Annotated in this window: 15 protein-coding genes and 2 pseudogenes; 11 read left to right on the top strand and 6 right to left on the bottom strand. The window is 70.5% G+C overall.

Annotation, left to right across the window (positions count from 1 at the left end; translation table 11 throughout):
- The first annotated feature begins 205 nt into the window (after positions 1-205).
- The 3 genes and pseudogenes from BM536_RS15090 to BM536_RS15080 all read left to right on the top strand — a co-directional run bounded on the left by BM536_RS15090 (position 206) and on the right by BM536_RS15080 (position 2,550).
- Positions 206-960, top strand: a pseudogene (locus BM536_RS15090) (GOLPH3/VPS74 family protein).
- A 302-nt stretch (positions 961-1,262) separates the two neighbouring features.
- Positions 1,263-2,117 carry a helix-turn-helix domain-containing protein gene (locus BM536_RS15085; RefSeq protein ID WP_073496616.1) on the top strand — a complete coding sequence of 285 codons (855 nt, stop codon included), beginning with the start codon at positions 1,263-1,265 and terminating at the stop codon, positions 2,115-2,117.
- A 241-nt stretch (positions 2,118-2,358) separates the two neighbouring features.
- A complete protein-coding gene (locus BM536_RS15080) occupies positions 2,359-2,550 on the top strand; it encodes a DUF397 domain-containing protein (protein ID WP_073496614.1) in 192 nt (63 codons plus the stop codon).
- A gap of 175 nt (positions 2,551-2,725) precedes the next feature.
- Here the strand turns inward: BM536_RS15080 and BM536_RS15075 are convergent, their stop codons facing one another.
- The 3 genes from BM536_RS15075 to BM536_RS15065 form a co-directional block, all read right to left on the bottom strand.
- Entirely contained in the window at positions 2,726-3,580 is an 855-nt protein-coding gene (locus tag BM536_RS15075; RefSeq protein WP_094103026.1) for a MerR family transcriptional regulator, read from the bottom strand.
- Between the two features lie 89 nt (positions 3,581-3,669).
- Positions 3,670-4,173 carry a glutathione peroxidase gene (locus tag BM536_RS15070; RefSeq protein WP_073496612.1) on the bottom strand — a complete coding sequence of 168 codons (504 nt, stop codon included), beginning with the start codon at positions 4,171-4,173 and terminating at the stop codon, positions 3,670-3,672.
- Between the two features lie 9 nt (positions 4,174-4,182).
- Positions 4,183-5,238: an ArsR/SmtB family transcription factor gene (locus BM536_RS15065; protein WP_107439598.1), complete on the bottom strand. Its 1,056-nt coding sequence runs from the start codon at positions 5,236-5,238 to the stop codon at positions 4,183-4,185.
- Between the two features lie 78 nt (positions 5,239-5,316).
- Here BM536_RS15065 and BM536_RS15060 point away from each other — a divergent pair.
- A pseudogene (locus tag BM536_RS15060) lies at positions 5,317-6,560 on the top strand (MFS transporter).
- A gap of 504 nt (positions 6,561-7,064) precedes the next feature.
- Here the strand turns inward: BM536_RS15060 and BM536_RS15055 are convergent.
- Complete coding sequence (locus BM536_RS15055; protein WP_073496927.1) at positions 7,065-8,231, bottom strand: Cmx/CmrA family chloramphenicol efflux MFS transporter; 1,167 nt, start codon at positions 8,229-8,231, stop codon at positions 7,065-7,067.
- Positions 8,232-8,787: 556 nt separating this feature from the next.
- Here BM536_RS15055 and BM536_RS15050 point away from each other — a divergent pair.
- From BM536_RS15050 to BM536_RS15040, 3 genes are all read left to right on the top strand, one after another.
- Positions 8,788-9,273, top strand: coding sequence for a hypothetical protein (locus tag BM536_RS15050; protein ID WP_073496925.1), 486 nt, complete (start codon positions 8,788-8,790; stop codon positions 9,271-9,273).
- Positions 9,274-9,403: 130 nt separating this feature from the next.
- The gene (locus tag BM536_RS15045) at positions 9,404-9,781 is read left to right on the top strand and encodes a winged helix-turn-helix transcriptional regulator (RefSeq protein WP_073496923.1); all 378 of its coding nucleotides are present in this window, start codon (positions 9,404-9,406) and stop codon (positions 9,779-9,781) included.
- Between the two features lie 151 nt (positions 9,782-9,932).
- A complete protein-coding gene (locus BM536_RS15040) occupies positions 9,933-10,244 on the top strand; it encodes a hypothetical protein (protein WP_073496922.1) in 312 nt (103 codons plus the stop codon).
- Positions 10,245-10,507: 263 nt separating this feature from the next.
- On the opposite strand, the gene BM536_RS15035 is transcribed toward BM536_RS15040, so the two are convergent.
- Complete coding sequence (locus BM536_RS15035) at positions 10,508-11,170, bottom strand: MerR family transcriptional regulator (protein ID WP_073496920.1); 663 nt, start codon at positions 11,168-11,170, stop codon at positions 10,508-10,510.
- A 123-nt stretch (positions 11,171-11,293) separates the two neighbouring features.
- Between BM536_RS15035 and BM536_RS15030 the strand changes: the two genes are divergently transcribed.
- The 3 genes from BM536_RS15030 (at position 11,294) to BM536_RS15020 (ending at position 13,781) form a co-directional block, all read left to right on the top strand.
- Positions 11,294-12,358 (top strand): hypothetical protein, encoded by a 1,065-nt coding sequence (locus BM536_RS15030; RefSeq protein ID WP_245873503.1) that lies wholly within the window; start codon positions 11,294-11,296, stop codon positions 12,356-12,358.
- Positions 12,355-12,858, top strand: a complete 504-nt coding sequence (locus BM536_RS15025) for an ABA4-like family protein (protein ID WP_073496917.1) — start codon at positions 12,355-12,357, stop codon at positions 12,856-12,858. The genes BM536_RS15030 and BM536_RS15025 overlap by 4 nt, the downstream gene beginning before the upstream one ends.
- 302 nt (positions 12,859-13,160) lie before the next feature.
- On the top strand, positions 13,161-13,781 hold the full coding sequence (locus BM536_RS15020; RefSeq protein ID WP_245873502.1) for a hypothetical protein: 621 nt from the start codon (positions 13,161-13,163) through the stop codon (positions 13,779-13,781).
- 76 nt (positions 13,782-13,857) lie between these two features.
- Here BM536_RS15020 and BM536_RS15015 read toward each other — a convergent pair whose 3' ends face one another.
- Positions 13,858-14,043 (bottom strand): hypothetical protein, encoded by a 186-nt coding sequence (locus BM536_RS15015; protein ID WP_073496915.1) that lies wholly within the window; start codon positions 14,041-14,043, stop codon positions 13,858-13,860.
- A gap of 224 nt (positions 14,044-14,267) precedes the next feature.
- Between BM536_RS15015 and BM536_RS15010 the strand changes: the two genes are divergently transcribed.
- Positions 14,268-15,677, top strand: coding sequence for a hypothetical protein (locus BM536_RS15010; protein WP_073496914.1), 1,410 nt, complete (start codon positions 14,268-14,270; stop codon positions 15,675-15,677).
- Positions 15,678-15,750: the final 73 nt, after the last annotated feature.

Raw genomic sequence — 15,750 nt, 5'->3', positions numbered from 1 at the left:
CGCCTGCCGAAAACCGTGAACCAGCCACCCGGGCCCGCCTCACGACAGTGTCCGAACCGTGTACCAGTGTCCTGTGTAGTGGGCTTGGCTCATGCGGTAGACGAGAACGACATACCTACTGGTTCCACTACGAACCGGTCACGCACTCTCGACAGATGAATGTGAGAGGGGTCACCCTGTCATTCATCCACGCGGGGAGGCATGGATGGGCAGGAGCCGCAGAACAATTCCGGAAGAGCTTTTGCTGCTGGCACTGGACCCGGCCACGGGTACCACTGCACAGCCGCAGTCGCTCGACCTTGGTCTGGCCGGAGCACAGCTAGTGGAGCTGGCGCTGGCCGGACGGATAGCCCCGGACGGGGATCGTATCGCCGTGGTGTCCCCACGGCCGACCGGAGATCCGACTCTGGACTGCGCGTTGGAGTTGCTGCGAAGGCGTGGCGCTCCCGTACGGGCGGTTCATTGGATAGGCGGACCCCGACTGGGGCTCCGTCAGACGTACCTCTCACACCTGGAGCGGTGCGGCATGGTGCATGCCGTGGCGGGACAGATGTGCGGAGTGCTGCCGACGACTCGCTACCAGGCGACGGAGACGGCGATCAGCCGGGAGATCAAGGCCCGGCTGGACACTGCCATCCGCACCGGCGTTCCGCCGGACCCGCGGACGGCGGCGCTCGCCGCGCTGGCGCATGCGGTCGGTCTCGGCAAGCACCTGTACCCGGGGAACGAGGGACGCTCGTCCCGATCCCGGTTGCGGGACCTGATCAGGCACGACCCCATGGGCGGCCTCGTGGCGCACGCCGTGATGGACGTCCAGAACGGCGCGGTCGCACAGCCGCGTCGTAACCCGGCCCAGGCCGGCCGTCCGGCGGACCGGGAGGCAGGTCGGCTCCGGAACCCGCCCGTGGTGTTCCGGCGCAACCGCACCGAGGCTCCATGGCACGTGTCGTGGCGCACTGAGCCGCGGTCCCACGACACCGCAGCCGTAAGGCCGTAAGACCGCAAGGCCGTCAGACCCGTTCGGGAGCCGCCGCGGCCCGCGCGGGGTGGTTTTGCCGTACGTCCCCGTGACGCACGGCGCCCGCCACCCCGCGCGGACGCATGTCCGGACCGCCTGTCCGCTTCGCAGGTCCGGGCGGCATGTCCGGCAGGGCCCGCATATCCCTTGTTTTCCAGCGGTAGAAAGCACCTTGGTGGCAGTCTGCTCAACAGCAGATACGCAAAGTGTCAGTTGCAGGCACGCAGCCGGAGGTGCACGTCCCGTGACGTCCAATGTCAATCCCACGGTCAGACGACGCCGGCTGGGCCAGGAGCTACGCAAGCTCCGCGAGGACAAGGGCATGACGGCCGAACAGGTCGCCGACCGCCTGCTGGTGTCCCAGTCGAAGATCAGCCGCCTCGAGAACGGCAGACGCAGCATCAGCCAGCGCGATGTGCGCGACCTGTGCGGGGTCTACGAGGTGGAGGACCAGCGGATCGTCGACTCGCTGATGCAGATGGCCAAGGACTCCCGCCAGCAGGGCTGGTGGCATGCCTTCGGCGATGTCCCGTACAGCGTGTACATCGGTCTTGAGACGGACGCGGCGAGCCTGCGCGTGTACGACCCGCAGGTGGTGCCCGGCCTGTTGCAGACCCGTCAGTACGCCGAGACGCTGATCTCGGGGGCGCTGCCGGAGACCGCGGCGGCCGAGATCGAGAAGCGTGTGCAGGTGCGGATGCGCCGGCAGGAACGAATCAGCGCGGAGGAGAACCCGCTGCGCCTGTGGACGGTGATGGACGAGGCCGCGCTGCGCCGGATCGTGGGGGACAAGTCCCTGATGCGCGATCAGCTGGACCATCTCGTCGAGCAGTCGCGGCTGCCGCACGTCACCGTGCAGGTGATCCCCTTCGACATGGGCGCGCACCCCGGTCTCAACGGCCAGTACGCGATCCTGGAGTTCCCCGACGCGGCCGATTCCAGCGTGGTGTACATCGAGGGTGTCACCAGCGACCTGTACCTGGAGAAGCCGAACGACGTCCAGAAATACAGCGTGATGTACGAGCACCTGCGGGCGCAGGCCCTGAACGTGGATCAGTCCCGCCAGTTCATCGCCGATATCGCCAAGAAGTACACCTAGGGCGCTTCTGGGCCCTCCCGGCCGGGAAGTGCGGCACCGTACACCCTGACCCGGTCGGGACGGAAGTCTCACCTGGTATATGCCATCCAGTCGAGTGAATAGTCGCTTCGTACACCGATGTTGGCGAGTAGCGTCGATCACGCCACCGAGCAAGACCGTTGGCGGAAACCGTGCTGTGGGCCCGAGTCAGGCCCTCCGTGCGGCGACAGCAACTCATCACATCTGGCAATTCGGAGCAAAAATGGCAATTCGTCAGGGCATCACGGACGCGTGGACCAAGTCCTCCTACTCGACCGGCAACGGCGCGTGCGTCGAGATCAAGTCGCCGATCGTCGAGGCGATGGCCGTGCGGGACTCCAAGGTCCAGGACGGGCCCGTGCTGGGCTTCCCCGCCGACGCGTGGAACCTCTTCGTCGCATCGGTCAAGGCGTAGGGACTCCACAGACAGCACCACCGCACATTCAGCACCACCGCACAGACAGCAGCACCACCGCACAGGCGGGACTACTGCACAGGCAGGACAACTTCACAGGCAGCACCGAAGGGCCCTCTCGACGAGCTCGCCGTCCTTGCCGAGAGGGCTCGGCTTCTGTCCCCGGGCTATCGCCTCACCGCACGGGGAACGCCACGTCGCACACCGGGTCCGCGGGGCCGGCCGCGTCCCAGTCGGCGAAGTAGACCTCCCGGCACGGGCCGTCGTACTCCAGGCCCTCCCGCTTCATCCACGCCTCCACCGCCTCGAACGCGGCGAGGATCTGAGGGTGCGCGACCTGTGCCTTGCTGATCCGGGTGAAGGCGAGCCGCCTCGCCGGTTCCACCAGGACCGCGACCTCCCGCCCGTGTCCCCGCCCGGCCGCCCAGGCCCGCGCCGCCGCCTCGTCGGCGACCGGCACACAGGACTCGACCGGACCGTCGCTCTCCGTCGTCACCTCGGAGTGGTAGACGACGAACGGCGCCCCGGCGACGCCCCCGCAGGCCCGTGCCGCCTCCTCCAGCCGACCGAGTGACGCGCCGATCCAGGCGGGCAGTTCGTCCGCCAGCGCGTGCCGCTTCTCGGTGATCACCACCTGCGCGGGCACCTCGACCGTCTCGACCTCGAACGTTCCGTACATCTCGGAGTTCCTTCCCGACAGACGTGCACGGAGGTACTCGGTGAGGGTGCGCTGGGCGGCGATCCGCGTCTCGACCCCCGCCCAGTAGGCGGCGAGCCGCTCGGCGGCCTCGGCACCGTCCGCCGCGTCGACCACCTCGGCGATCCGGGCGAGCGGCATGTCGAGCTGCCGCAGCATGGCCACCAGCCGGGCGCGTTCCACCTGGCCGGCGCGGTAATAGCGGTAACCGCTCACCTCGTCGACCTGCGCCGGCGCCAGCAGCCCCAGCCGGTCGTACAGCCGTAGCGCCTTGGCCGACAGCCGGGCCCGCGCGGCGAACGCGCCGATGGTGAGCAGCGCCTCGTCGTCCACCTGATCCCTCGTCCTCCGTCGCGGCGGCCTTCTCCGCCCGGCGAAGGGAACGCTCGGCTCTGCCCCAGGGGCAAGGTCAAGCGGGCAGGTCAGCCCAGCTGCTTCTCGATGGCGGCGACGACCTCGGCCGACTCCGGCTCGGTCTGCGGCGAGAACCGGGCCACCACGGTGCCGTCCCGGCCGACGAGGAACTTCTCGAAGTTCCACCGGATGTCCCCGCTGTGTCCCTCCCCGTCGGCGAACCCGACGAGCCGCTCGTACAGCGCGTGCCGCCCGTCCCCGTTCACCTCGGCCTTCTCGGTCAGCGGGAAGGTGACGCCGTACGTCGCCGAGCAGAACTCGGCGATCTCCTCGGCGCTGCCGGGCTCCTGCCCGAGGAACTGGTTGCAGGGCACCCCGAGCACGGTGAAGCCCCGGCCCGCGTACCGCTCCTGAAGCCGCTCCAGGCCGTTGTACTGGGGGGTCAGGCCGCACTTGGAGGCCACGTTCACGATCAGGACGGCCTGGCCCGCGTACTGCGAGAGGTCCGCGGAACCGCCCTTGAGGGCACCGATCTCGACATCGAGGGGGGAAGTACCGGCATCAGTAGTCATCCCCGGATGCTAGCTCCGCCGGGTGACGGGAAGGCTTGCGGGGGCTGTCTCCGGTTCCACCGCGTCCCTCTGCTTCCGGCGCGTCCTTCCGCTTCCACCGCGTCCTTCCGCTTCCGGCGCCCACGGGACGCGCGATTCCCCCGTCTCCGTTTCCTCGGCCCGGCCGCACCAGCACCTCTCCCGCCCCGCGTCCCACAGCACCCGCAGGTGCCGCCCGACCGACCCCAGCCCCTGGCCGGTCAGCGCGACCAGTTGGGTCGTGCTCAGCGGGCCCTGCCCCAGCAGGACGAGAACGGCCGCCCGTCCGGGCCCGAGCAGCGCGCTCAGCGCGGCCGGCACATCCCGCTCGCGGTGATCGGCGGCGAGGACCCCGGTGCAGGGATAGACGACGGCGTACCGCTCCCGTCCCTCCCACGACACCCAGCCCGCCCTGGGCGTCACCGGCACGAACAGCAGCTCCGCGCCGGAGATCTCCCGGGGCGGATACTCATGCGCATTGACCTGGAACCGGCTCTCCCCGAGCCACCGCGTCCCAGGCCGCAACGAGTCCAGTACGGCCGCCCACCCGCCCCGGCTCACCTGCGCGACCCGTGCGACGACATCCGCCTCCAGCACCCTGCGCCGCCGCTCCCAGGAGGGCCGTACGGCGCTCTCCCACACCCATGTCAGCAGGTCGGCCGCCCGCTCGGGGAGGTCGTCACGTTCCAGGACGCCCGGCAGCGGGCCGGCGAGGGAGGTCCGCAGATGGGCGCGGGCATCGGCGGGCCGTACCGCGCGAACCCGGGCGACAGCCTCCTCGAAGCTCTCCCCGCCCCTCGGCGTGGGGGTGAGGAAGTCCGCGATCCAGTCCCGGCCGAGCCCGGCCCGTACGAGCGTGGCGGTCACCGGATCGGCGGCCAGCCGGGCACGGTGGGCGGGCAGCCACTCCCGCAACCACGCCGTCTCGCCGGGATGCGCGCCCGCCCCGGCGTGCAGCAGCTTCAAACAGGCGAAGGTCTCGGCGAGCGGTGAGACCACGAACCGGCTGCCCGCCAGCGTGTCGGCGTTCACCTGCCACCAGCCCATGGAGCCCTCCCTCACCATGACGTTTCGCGCTCCCGCGAAACAGTAACGACCGGGCCCGCGCCGCCCGAGACTCCCCGCATGACCGGCTACCGACAGCTCCCGCGCACCCCCGAGTTCACCCCGCTCCTGCTCTCCTCCGCCGCCCACACCGCCGCCCACACGGTCGCGGGTCTCGCCCTCGGCACCCTGGTCCACCGCGCGACGGGCTCCCCACTGCTGTCGGCGGTGAGCATGTTCGGCCCGTCCCTCGCCCAGGTCCTCGGCGCGACCTTCCTCCTCTCGGGCTCCGACCGCCTCCCACCGAGGACGCCCTGGCCGGTCTCTCCCTCGCCTTCGCCACCGTCACGGCCGTCCTCGCCGTCCCCGGCCTGCCGGTCGCGGCCGTCTTCGCGGTCGTCCTCGCGCAGGGTCTGATCGCGGCCCTCGGCGGCGGGGTCCGCTGGGGGCTGCTCCACGAGATCCTCCCCGAGGACGGCTACCTGCCCGGCCGTTCCGTCTTCAACATGATGAGCGGGCTGATGCAGATCACCGGCTACGCCCTCGGTGGCGCCCTCGTCACGACCCTCTCCCCGCACACCGTCCTCCTCCTGGCCACCCTTCTGCACGCCACCGCCAGCGCGACCGCCCGCCTCGGCCTGACCGACCGCCCGCCCCGCGCCGCCGGTCGCCCCTCGGCCGCCGAGACCCGGCGCGTCAACGCCGTCCTGTGGTCCTCGCGCCCACGCCGCCTGGTCTACCTGGGCCTGTGGCTCCCCAACGGCCTGGTCGTCGGCTGCGAAGCCCTCTTCGTGTCGTACGACCCCGGCGCCGCGGGCACCCTGTTCGCGTGCGGGGCGCTGGGCATGCTGGCCGGGGACCTCGCCGTGGGCCGACTGCTCCCGCCCACCGTCCGCACCCGCCTGGCGACCCCGCTCCTGCTGCTCCTGGCCACCCCGTACGCGCTCTTCCCCCTGCACCCGCCGCTGCCCGTCGCCGCGCTCTGCGTCACGCTCGCCTCGGTCGGCTTCGGCGCGAGTCTGGTCCAGCAGGAGCACCTGATGGCCCTCACGCCCGCCGAACTCAGTGGCCACGCCCTCGGGTTGCACTCGGCCGGGATGCTCACCCTCCAGGGCGTCAGCGCCGTCGTGGCGGGCACGGTGGCACAACTCACCTCACCGGCAACGGCGATGGCCGTGATGGCGGCCGCGTCGACCACGGTGACCCTGACGCTGGCGGCGGCCTCCCGGTGGCCGCTCCGGAATGCCGGAAGCCCGTTGAAGTCCGCGTCACGAACCAATGAGGTGCGTGACGCGAACACCGAGGTGCGTGACGCGACCGAATGAGGTGCGTGACGCGACGTGAGCACGCCATACCGGCGAGCGGCCCATTCCGGCGAGCGACGAACGGCGGCGCCAGCGACACCAATTCGACGTCCGTCGTCGTCGGCGCGCTGGCGGCGGCTCGCCAAGTCGAGGTCCACCGGGCGGGCCGATGGACCGGACGGTGCGGCGCGGGTCTGTGCGGCGCGGCCCGTGCCGGTGCGGTGAGGGCCCGCGCGGTACGGCGGCGATCCGCGGGACCTACGGGCCTTTTCCTCATGCGGGGTGCCTAACGGTGGGGGTGGGGGCGCGGCGGAGGGGGTCGGGCCGGGAGGGGCGGACTGCGGAGGCTCGGACTGCAACGGCCCGGACTCCGACGGCCCTGACCCGCGAAGGCCCGGACCGGGATGGCGCGGACCGGGATGGCGCGGACCGCGACGGCGGGCAGCCTGACGACGGGAGGCCGCCTTGGCGGAGGCCTGGACCGGGACGGCGCGGACCGCGACCTCGACCTCGACCGCGGGCAGCCTAACGGCGGGGGGCCGTGCCGGTGGATGGCTGGATCGCGACCGCCCGGACCGCGGCGAGCAGGGCCAGTGCGGCGAAGACCGCGCTCACCCACGCGACGTGCCGGTAGTCGTGCGTCACGGCCGTCACCAGACCGGCGAGCAACGGCCCGAGGAACGCGCCGGTGTTCAGCGCCACGGTGGCGTACGACCCGCCCAGCACGGGCGCGCCGGAGGCGGCGGCCATCACCCGGTGCACGAACAGTGACCCGACACCGAACGACAGCCCGCCCTGCACGACGGTCACGGCGAACAGCGGAACCGGCTCGGTACCGGCCACCGCCAGCACACCCCACCCGAAGGGCAGCGCACCGAGCGCGAGAAGCAGGCCCCGCCGGGTCACCCGGTCGCCCGTACGGCCGGCCACGGTGACCCCGGCGAAGGCGCCCGCGCCGAACGCGGCGAGCAGCCCGGGAACCATGCCGTCCGGAAGGTGGGCGACCTCCGTGGCGATGACGGCCAGGTAGGCGAAGGTCGCGAAGGTGGCCCCGTTGACCAGAGCGGCCAGAAGCATCGCCTGTCGGACGGGGCCGGACCGCAACTCCCGTACCTCCCGACCGAGATCGACGGCGGCTGCGGTCCCCGCGGCGGTCGGCGCCGACCGGAACACCAGCGTCAGCGCGGGCAGACACAGAGCGGCCACCGCCCAGAACGCCGCACGCCAGCCGGACCACTCGCCGAGCAGTGCCCCCGCGGGCACCCCGACGACGCACGACAGCGTCACCCCGGACAGCATGACGGCGGTGGCCCTGGCCTGTCGCTCCGGCCCCGCCAGGGTGACCGCGACCGACATGGCGACCGCGAGGAAACCCGCGTTGACGACCGCGGCGACGATCCGCGTGGCGAACAAGAGGGAGAAGCTCGCCGTGACAGCGCCGACGACATGGACGACGACGAACGCCGCCAGGAAACCGGCCAGCGCCCGCCTCCGGGACCAGCGGGCGCTCAGCGCGGCCATGACGGGTGCGCCGACGATCATGCCGACGGCGTACGCGGAGGTCAGGCTCGCGGCGGCACCCGTCGGCACGGACAGGTCGCGGGTGATGCCCGGCACCAGGCCGGACAGCATGAACTCGGAGGTGCCCTGCGCGAAGACGGCAAGGCTGAGGACGTGAACGAACAGAGGCAAGGCTCGACTCCGGCGTGAAGGGAGGACGGAGGACGGAGGACGCGAAGGACATCCGCACGCCGGATCGCCACAGACGGGAAGAGCAGCACGGCACCGGGCACCGGTCACGGGTTCAACGGCGACCGGTCATCGACGACGGGTCATCGGCTACCTGTCACCGGTCGGAGTCTGCTCGCCGCCGGGCGACCGGCGGCTCCGCTCTGTCGGACTCTGGGCTCGTCACGCGGGCCACGGTAACCATGCCGCCGCGATCGCTCAACGGAATTCGGCATGCGCCCCCACTCGGCATGCGTCGCCAGTCGGTTTGCGTCGCGACTCGGTACGCGCCGTGAATTACGCGCCGCCAGTCGGATCGAGCCCCGAACCGACTCGGTACGCGCCGTGACGCGGTACGCGCCGCCACTCGGATCGCGCCCCGAACCGACTCGGTACGCGCCGTGACGCGGTACGCGCCGCCACTCGGATCGCGCCCCGAACCAGATCTGTAGCGGGCCCGTTGCGCGCAAAGTGAGCCATGCCACAGCTCGCCTGCTGATGCGGCTGCTGAACTCCGCGGATGGTGCTTCTGCTCCTCCTGATCTTCCCCGGCGGCCTGGTCGCGGCCTTCGCCTTCACCGGCTACGCCGTAGGCTCCCTCGGCCGCGTCGGCCTGCGCGCGGCCGACCGCACGGTGTGGCTCCGCAGCACCGCAGCGCTTGTCGCGGCCGTGGCGTCCCTGCTCTACACCTGGGGCCTGCTGCACCTCGTCGGAGCGGCCGTGGAGGCAGCGGAGGGCGGCACCGAATCCGCCCCACTGTCCGACTGCGTGACCCCCGGCCAGGAGGAACGGGCGTCGACCGTCGTCGACTACACCGTTTCCTACGTCCCCCTCCGCTTCGTCTGCGAGACCTCCGGCGGCGGCGACTTCACGAGCGACACCGTCCCCGGATACGTCAATCCGGGCGTCCTCGGGCTGGCGCTGACCGCGGCGGGCGTGGCAGGGGGTGCCGAGGCCCTGGCGGTGGGGCGACGGCATCGGGTCGGACAGAACGGGGAGCACTAACTCACAGAAAGTACCGCCCTCCGAGTACGGTATGAGCATGGGTACGGGTAGGGGTGCGGGCACAGGTGTGGATACAGGTGTGGATGCAGGTGTGGATGCAGGCGCAGGTGCGGCCATGGAGGCAAGCGGGATGACATTCGTGGACCGTGTCCGCGGTGAGGGCGGCGACGGCGCGTGTCCCCAGCGCCTGGTCCTGGAGCACGTGACCAGCCGCTGGGGCAACCTGATCCTGATCGCGCTGCTGGACCGCTCGTACCGCTTCAGCGAGCTGCGCCGGGCGATCGGCAAGGTCAGCGAGAAGATGCTGACCCAGAGCCTCCAGACGCTGGAGCGCGACGGCCTGATCCACCGGGACGCCAAGCCCGTGATCCCGCCTCGCGTGGACTACTCCCTCACCCCCCTCGGCCGGGAGGCCGCCGAACAGGTCCGCGCCCTGGCCCAGTGGGTGGACGAACGCATGCCGGCGGTGGAGCGGGCCCGCGAGGAGTACGACGCGAGGCGGGCGTGAGCCTGGTGCGGGCGGGAGTGCCTCAGTCGCCGAAGCGCCCACGGGCCCTCATCCCCCTCCGATGTCGCCGACTCTCCATGGCCGCCGGAAGCTGACCCCGGGGTCCGACAAGCGGGTTGCCGTCGGCCGCCGCGTACCGAAGGATCGGGGGATGTCCCGGACAACAGGCACGCGGACGGCCGACCCGTGCCCCCGCTGCCGCACGGAGGCGTTCCGCCCCGGCTCCCCGACGCCGGCGGCGGGCCGCCACACGGCCGTCGCCTACACCTGCGCCCGCTGCGCACACACCTGGTCCCGCCCGATCGACGACGACCTGGAACCCCTGGACACCGTCCGCGTGGACCTCCCCGACACCACCCTCTACGGCACCGCCTGGCAGGTGGAACCCGACCGCGTCCAGGTCCGGGGCACCGGCGGCACGTGGCTGCGGTGGGTGGAACGGTGGAGGGTCATCGTCTACTGACGCCCACCCGGCTCCGGACGGCGGACCGGGCCAGGGCACCCCGCGGCGACTCACCACGATGTCACGGAGGGTGCTGTCAGGCAGGGTTCCCCCACAGGTCCAAGCCCGCACCGTCGTCTCGGTGATCGGTGATCGGTGATCGGTGATCGGTGATCGGTGATCGGGGAGCGGACGTTCCCTCCAGGTCGGAACGGCATCGCGTGGCACCCTCGCCAGGATGCGCACCTGCGACCGGACCGCGGCGACGGGTGGCGGCCCGGTGTCTAGTCCGCAACCTTCCGTTCGGCATCGGCGGCCGTGTCCTGCCCGAACAGCCTCGCCGACGCGTCGACGTGCGCTAGGCGGCGCATCGCGTGGAACACCGCCGCGCCGAGGACGGTACCGATCACCACGCTTTCCACCAGGTCATCGACCGCCACCCGCCGATCCACGTAGCCCAGGTCGGCGCGGGCGACCAACTCGGCGGCCTCGGCGTAGTCGTCGAGCAGTTCCCTGAACGCCCCGTGTCCGACCCGTTCCATGGCGGCGAGCGCCCGGGCCAGGTCCCTGGCGGCGGGGTCCGACGCGTGCGCGCTCCAGCCGCGTCGCGCGATCAACTCCGCGACGGCGGCGCCGGCGGCCAAGGACTCCGCGTCGTCGTCCTCGCTGCGTGCCGTGCCGAGCTGGTCCGCCACCGCGCCGAGCACCTTGTGCACCGGGCGTGCCGGGTCGTCGACCGCGCGGAGGACTTCCGCGATCGCGGCCACCTTCAGGCCGCCCACATCGAGCAGTGCGCGGATCAGTCGCAGCCGGCGTTCGTGCGTCTCGTCGTATATCGCCTGGTTGCGGCTGGTCAGCTCGCCGGGCGGGAGGAGCCCTTCTCGGACGTAGTACTTGATCGTCGGCACCGGCACTCCGGTGCTGCGGCTCAACTCGCTGATGCGCACGGCCTGTTCGCTCCTCGCTTCGCTCTCCCGGGCTTGCCGGCCCGCCCTCCCATGATAGATAGTGGCGCTATCAGATAGCGGATAGCGCCACTATCCGCTTGCGCGGGGTCGAAGGAGACAGGTATGCCGTTCTGGCGTTCATGGCACCGGCCACTGGTGGTGTTCGCCCTGTCGATGGTGGTTCTCGCCGTCGTGTCGGGGGTGGGGCTCGTGGTCGACGACCGACAGCTCGTGGGCTCACCGATCTGGTTCAAGCCCTTCAAGTTCTCGGTTTCGTTCGTGGCGTACGGACTGTCGCTCGCGTGGCTGCTGTCACTGCTGCCCACCCGTCGTGCACGGAGAGTGGGCTGGTGGGCGGGTGCCGTCGTGGCGGTGGCGAGCGTCGTCGAGATGGTGATCATCACCGGTCAGGTGGTGCGCGGGAAACGCAGCCACTTCAACCACGAAACGCCCCTTGACGAAACGCTGTTCAACGCGATGGCCATCACCGTCGTCATCCTCTGGCTCGGCACCGTGGCCATCGCCGTACTCCTGTTCCGCACCCGTCTCGCCGACCGTGCGTCCGCCTGGGCGCTGCGGTCCGGTGTCGTGCTCGCCCTTGCCGGAGCCGCTGTCGGCTTCCTGATGACACAGCCGGCCCCAGGTCAGCAGCGTGGGGTCTCCAAAGTGGTGGGCGCCCACAGCGTGGGCGTACCGGACGGCGGCCCCTCCATGCCGCTGACCGGCTGGTCGACCACCGGCGGCGATCTGCGGGTTCCGCATTTCTTCGGCATGCACGCGCTGCAGTTGCTTCCGCTGGTGCTCATGGCGCTGGTTGCCCTGGCGCCGCGTGTGCCGCGACTGAGGGCCGAGCGGGTTCGGCTGCGCCTGATCCTGGTCGCCTCGGGTGCGTACGCCGCCGTCTTCGCCGCGCTCACCTGGCAGGCGCTGCGCGGGCAGTCGCTGATCCATCCGGACGGGGCGACCTCGGCGACGGCGGGGCTGATCCTCGTCGGCACCGCGGCGGGCGCCCATTGGGCACTCCGAACCGCGGACCCCGAACGGGCGGCAAGGAGCCGCCCAGGTCAGGCGCTCGACACTTCCGAGCCTCGCAAGGCCGCCAAGCCCGCCAAGGCTCCCGAGCCCTCCGACCCTTCCCACGCCTCCCAGCCTTCCGATGCCTCTGACACCAAGGAGCCTGTGGCATGACCGGTCTGCTCTTCGAGGTCTGCTTCTGGCTGGCGGCGCCCGTCTGGCTGCTCATGATCTTCGCGCCGGGGTGGGGGCCGACCGCCCGTATTGCCGCGTCGCCGCTGACCGTGGTGCCGGTACTGGCCCTGTATCTCGTGATGGCACTGCCGGTCTTCCCGGAACTCTGGGGCGTGGTCACCAACCCCGACATCGACAAGTTCCGCGCTCTGATGGTGCGAGCGAACGGCGCGGGCGCGATCTGGGCCCAAATCATCGCCTGGGACCTGCTGATCGGGCAGTGGATGTACGGCGAGGCGCGGCGGACCGGAATCCATCCGCTGGTCATGGGGCCGCTGCTGGCGTTCACGATCCTGCTCTCGCCCCTCGGGCTGCTGCTCTTCCTCCTGCTGCGGGCAACGAGGGAACGGGCGAGGGCCAAGAACCGCACGCCTGAACCCGGCTCAGGCACTCGGCCCCCCGGGCGTGCCGGTCGGCCCCCGTTCGCACAGGAGCGGTAGGACACGGTACGGGCCGCTGCCGCCACGCATCGATGTCGGAGACGGCACGTGCCTCCCGCCCCCCGCCGCCTGGATCACGGACGTCCGCCGCCTGGACCACGGACTCACGCTCGCCGAGAGCCGCCGCCAAGAGAACACAGCCGAGCGCTGCCCTGGAAGCGCGGCGGACCCGAAACCGGCAGGGGTGTCACCTATGACGGCAGCAGGCTTTCGGAGGTGCACGATATCCAGGGCGTTTCCCTGCGGCTCATGCGTGGTCCCAGCCTCGATCCGCCCTACTTGGTGTTCACCTCGATGCCCGTATGAGTGAGGTCTGGATGGACTACGGAACGATGCCCGATGCGAACGGGCCGCCGACACCCCTGGATACCTACTCCTGGTGGTCGGCGGTGGAGATGTACGACCGTCGGTACACCTTCGTCGCCGCCGGTCCCCGTTCGCGGGACGACTGGCTTCACGATGTTGCCTCGGTCATGCGGAGAGAGACGGCGGATCCCCGGGCCTGGCGGACCGTCGATCCCGACGAAGGCGAGGAGGAGACGGAGGACGACCCGGCCCACCCCTTCGTCGTTCCGCCCGTGGACGAGGCGGGTGCAGCGGAATGGCGAGGTCGGCTCACTGAGATTCCGCGTTCCGCGGTGGGGCGACTCCTCGTCCTGCTGGCTACCCTCGATCTTGATGTCTCCCGAGACCCCCGTTTTCCCGCACAGCGGGCTGAGATGGAGAAGCACGCCAGGGTGATTCTCACGCGCTTTTCCGGCGGGGCTCGATTCTTCACGAACACGCGGGGAGGCGGGGCGTCCCTCGACTTCTCTCAGCAGATCTCGAGCTGCTCACCGATCAGCCGGTATGCCTGGGACTTGGGGCTCCTTTGGGTGTCCGACGAGGAAGTCGGGCTGATCTGGTCCTTCGATCCACGTTGAGAGGTAACAACACGTTGCTGACCAAATCCGCCTCCTACGAGAGATTGGGGGACGCCTCGGGGTCGGGAGGAGGATGTCACCGAGAGACCGGCGGCTGCGGAGGGCCGCCGTGGCCGCGCCAGGCTGCGTACAGGCCTGATACGGCGATGGTGATCGTCGCCAGCGACTCCGCCGGCACGCCGTGCAGCACGAGAAGCGCGCCGACGCCGAGTACTGCGAGGAAGACGACGAGATCCTGAATTCGCTTGGTGCGCTGAGGCATGGGTAATTCCCCGATCATGGTGAGGGCCTGTCCGGTGGATCGAAGCCTGTGACGATGGACCTCCACCCTGGCGAAGGGGCGGGGCGCTGCGGCAGATGCAGCAGTGCTGCCGGACAACCGGCAACACGCTTGGATACGGACCGGATACGGATACGAATACGGGCACGGGCACGGGCACGGGCACGGGGACGAGTTCGGGAACGGGAACGGGGCGGCGGAGCACGATGAGCGAACTGAAGCCGATCGACGACGGTCTAGCGCCCGAAGTGGTTGCTCTCGCCCAGGCATTGCGGGATCTCTTCGCGGGCCTGGGGATCTCGACTCGCCGTTACGCGGCCCGTCGCACGTACGACTCCTCCGCCGTCTCCCGCTTTCTCGGCGGACGCCGCCTGCCGCCGTGGGAGTTCGTTCTCAACCTCCTGCACGACGTCGCCGAGGAACGGGGAACCGCACCGACGGAGGAAACCATCGGCATGCTCCGTACGCTGCACACCGCCGCGGTGCAGTCCGGCAACGGTCCGGTCCACAAGGTGCAGTTGCTGGAACGGAAGCTCGCGGAAGCCGATCAGGAGGCACGGCGGGCCGCCGCGCGGGAACGCTGGCTGGAGGACACCCTCCAGGACCGCGAGCACCGCATCCGTGACCTTCAGATGCGCTTTCGCGAGCTGCAGGCGATGCCGGTGTCACCGCTGACAGAACCGGTGACCGGTGCCCCGTCCGGTGATGCGGCCGACGAACACGCACGGCTGAGGGCGGAGATCCGTGAACTGCAGGCAGAACTGGAACGCGTACGTGCCCTGCACCGGCAGGCGGAGGAGCGCTGCGGGCAGCTGGAGCGACAACTCGCCGACGCGGAGGAGACGGCACAGCGGGAGGGTGAGGTCGCTCTGCTGCCGGAGCTTCTGCCTCTCATCCCCGACGGGTCCGGTGCGGCCTTCCGCTCCGCTGCCGACGTACGGAACGAGGTCGTGAACGCTCCCGGCGCACTACCTCTGAACTCGGTGTACCAGTTCGGGCACATCCACGGCGACGTCAGTGTCGTCACAGACACCTGGCAGGTGGATGAGGAGTTCGTCGCCTCGGTGAGCGTCCGGTTGTGCGCGGGGGACGAGCACGTGGGTAACGGCCTGCTCTTCGACGCCGAGACGGTGATCACGACGGGCGTGGTGCTGGAGCGTGCCCTGGGGACGAGCGCATCGGGGCACGTGATGGAAGTCGTCAGCGGTGAACTCAGGGTCCGGGCCGAGCAGATCGAGATCCGTGACCTCCCCGGATTCGGATCGCATGGTCTGGGGGTCCGCCCGTCCCTCGCGGTGCTGCACCTGGCCGAGCCCGTCGCCTTCCCTGACCAGGTGCTGGTCTTCGACTGGCGTCATACACCCGGGAGGCAGAGCCTGGTGAGCGCGTACGCCATGCAGGGGCGGTACTCGTGCCTCCTGGACGTCAAGGGCCGCTCGGGAGACTGGCTGCGCGTGTCCGGCGAACTCGTCGACGGCCTGTTCGGCGCCCCGGCATTTTCCAGCACGGGCGCGCTGACGGGCCTGGTCGCGGCCCGCAGCACCGACAAGCGGGCAGGCCTGCTCCTTCCCGTCTCGGCCTTCCGCGCCCTGACCACCATCACCCTGGGCGACTAGGGAGGTCCGGTCCACGTCGTTTCCTGCCGTGACGATCTTCAACGACAGTAGTGGTGGTCACTGAGGTCACTGA

This window comes from Streptomyces phaeoluteigriseus (assembly GCF_001896135.2).
Taxonomy (GTDB): Bacteria; Actinomycetota; Actinomycetes; order Streptomycetales; family Streptomycetaceae; genus Streptomyces; species Streptomyces phaeoluteigriseus.
This window is presented reverse-complemented; position numbering and strand designations above follow the sequence as displayed.

Excerpts from the sequence above, each read along its gene's own strand:
- BM536_RS15045 (WP_073496923.1), top strand. The coding sequence starts at position 9,404 with ATGACATTCGTGGACCGTGTCCGCGGTGAGGGCGGCGACGGCGCGTGT.
- BM536_RS15065 (WP_107439598.1), bottom strand. The coding sequence starts at position 5,238 with ATGGGCTGGTGGCAGGTGAACGCCGACACGCTGGCGGGCAGCCGGTTC.
- BM536_RS15025 (WP_073496917.1), top strand. The coding sequence starts at position 12,355 with ATGACCGGTCTGCTCTTCGAGGTCTGCTTCTGGCTGGCGGCGCCCGTC.
- BM536_RS15015 (WP_073496915.1), bottom strand. The coding sequence starts at position 14,043 with ATGCCTCAGCGCACCAAGCGAATTCAGGATCTCGTCGTCTTCCTCGCA.
- BM536_RS15050 (WP_073496925.1), top strand. The coding sequence starts at position 8,788 with ATGGTGCTTCTGCTCCTCCTGATCTTCCCCGGCGGCCTGGTCGCGGCC.
- BM536_RS15040 (WP_073496922.1), top strand. The coding sequence starts at position 9,933 with ATGTCCCGGACAACAGGCACGCGGACGGCCGACCCGTGCCCCCGCTGC.
- BM536_RS15080 (WP_073496614.1), top strand. The coding sequence starts at position 2,359 with ATGGCAATTCGTCAGGGCATCACGGACGCGTGGACCAAGTCCTCCTAC.
- BM536_RS15020 (WP_245873502.1), top strand. The coding sequence starts at position 13,161 with ATGAGTGAGGTCTGGATGGACTACGGAACGATGCCCGATGCGAACGGG.
- BM536_RS15010 (WP_073496914.1), top strand. The coding sequence starts at position 14,268 with ATGAGCGAACTGAAGCCGATCGACGACGGTCTAGCGCCCGAAGTGGTT.
- BM536_RS15070 (WP_073496612.1), bottom strand. The coding sequence starts at position 4,173 with ATGACTACTGATGCCGGTACTTCCCCCCTCGATGTCGAGATCGGTGCC.
- BM536_RS15030 (WP_245873503.1), top strand. The coding sequence starts at position 11,294 with ATGCCGTTCTGGCGTTCATGGCACCGGCCACTGGTGGTGTTCGCCCTG.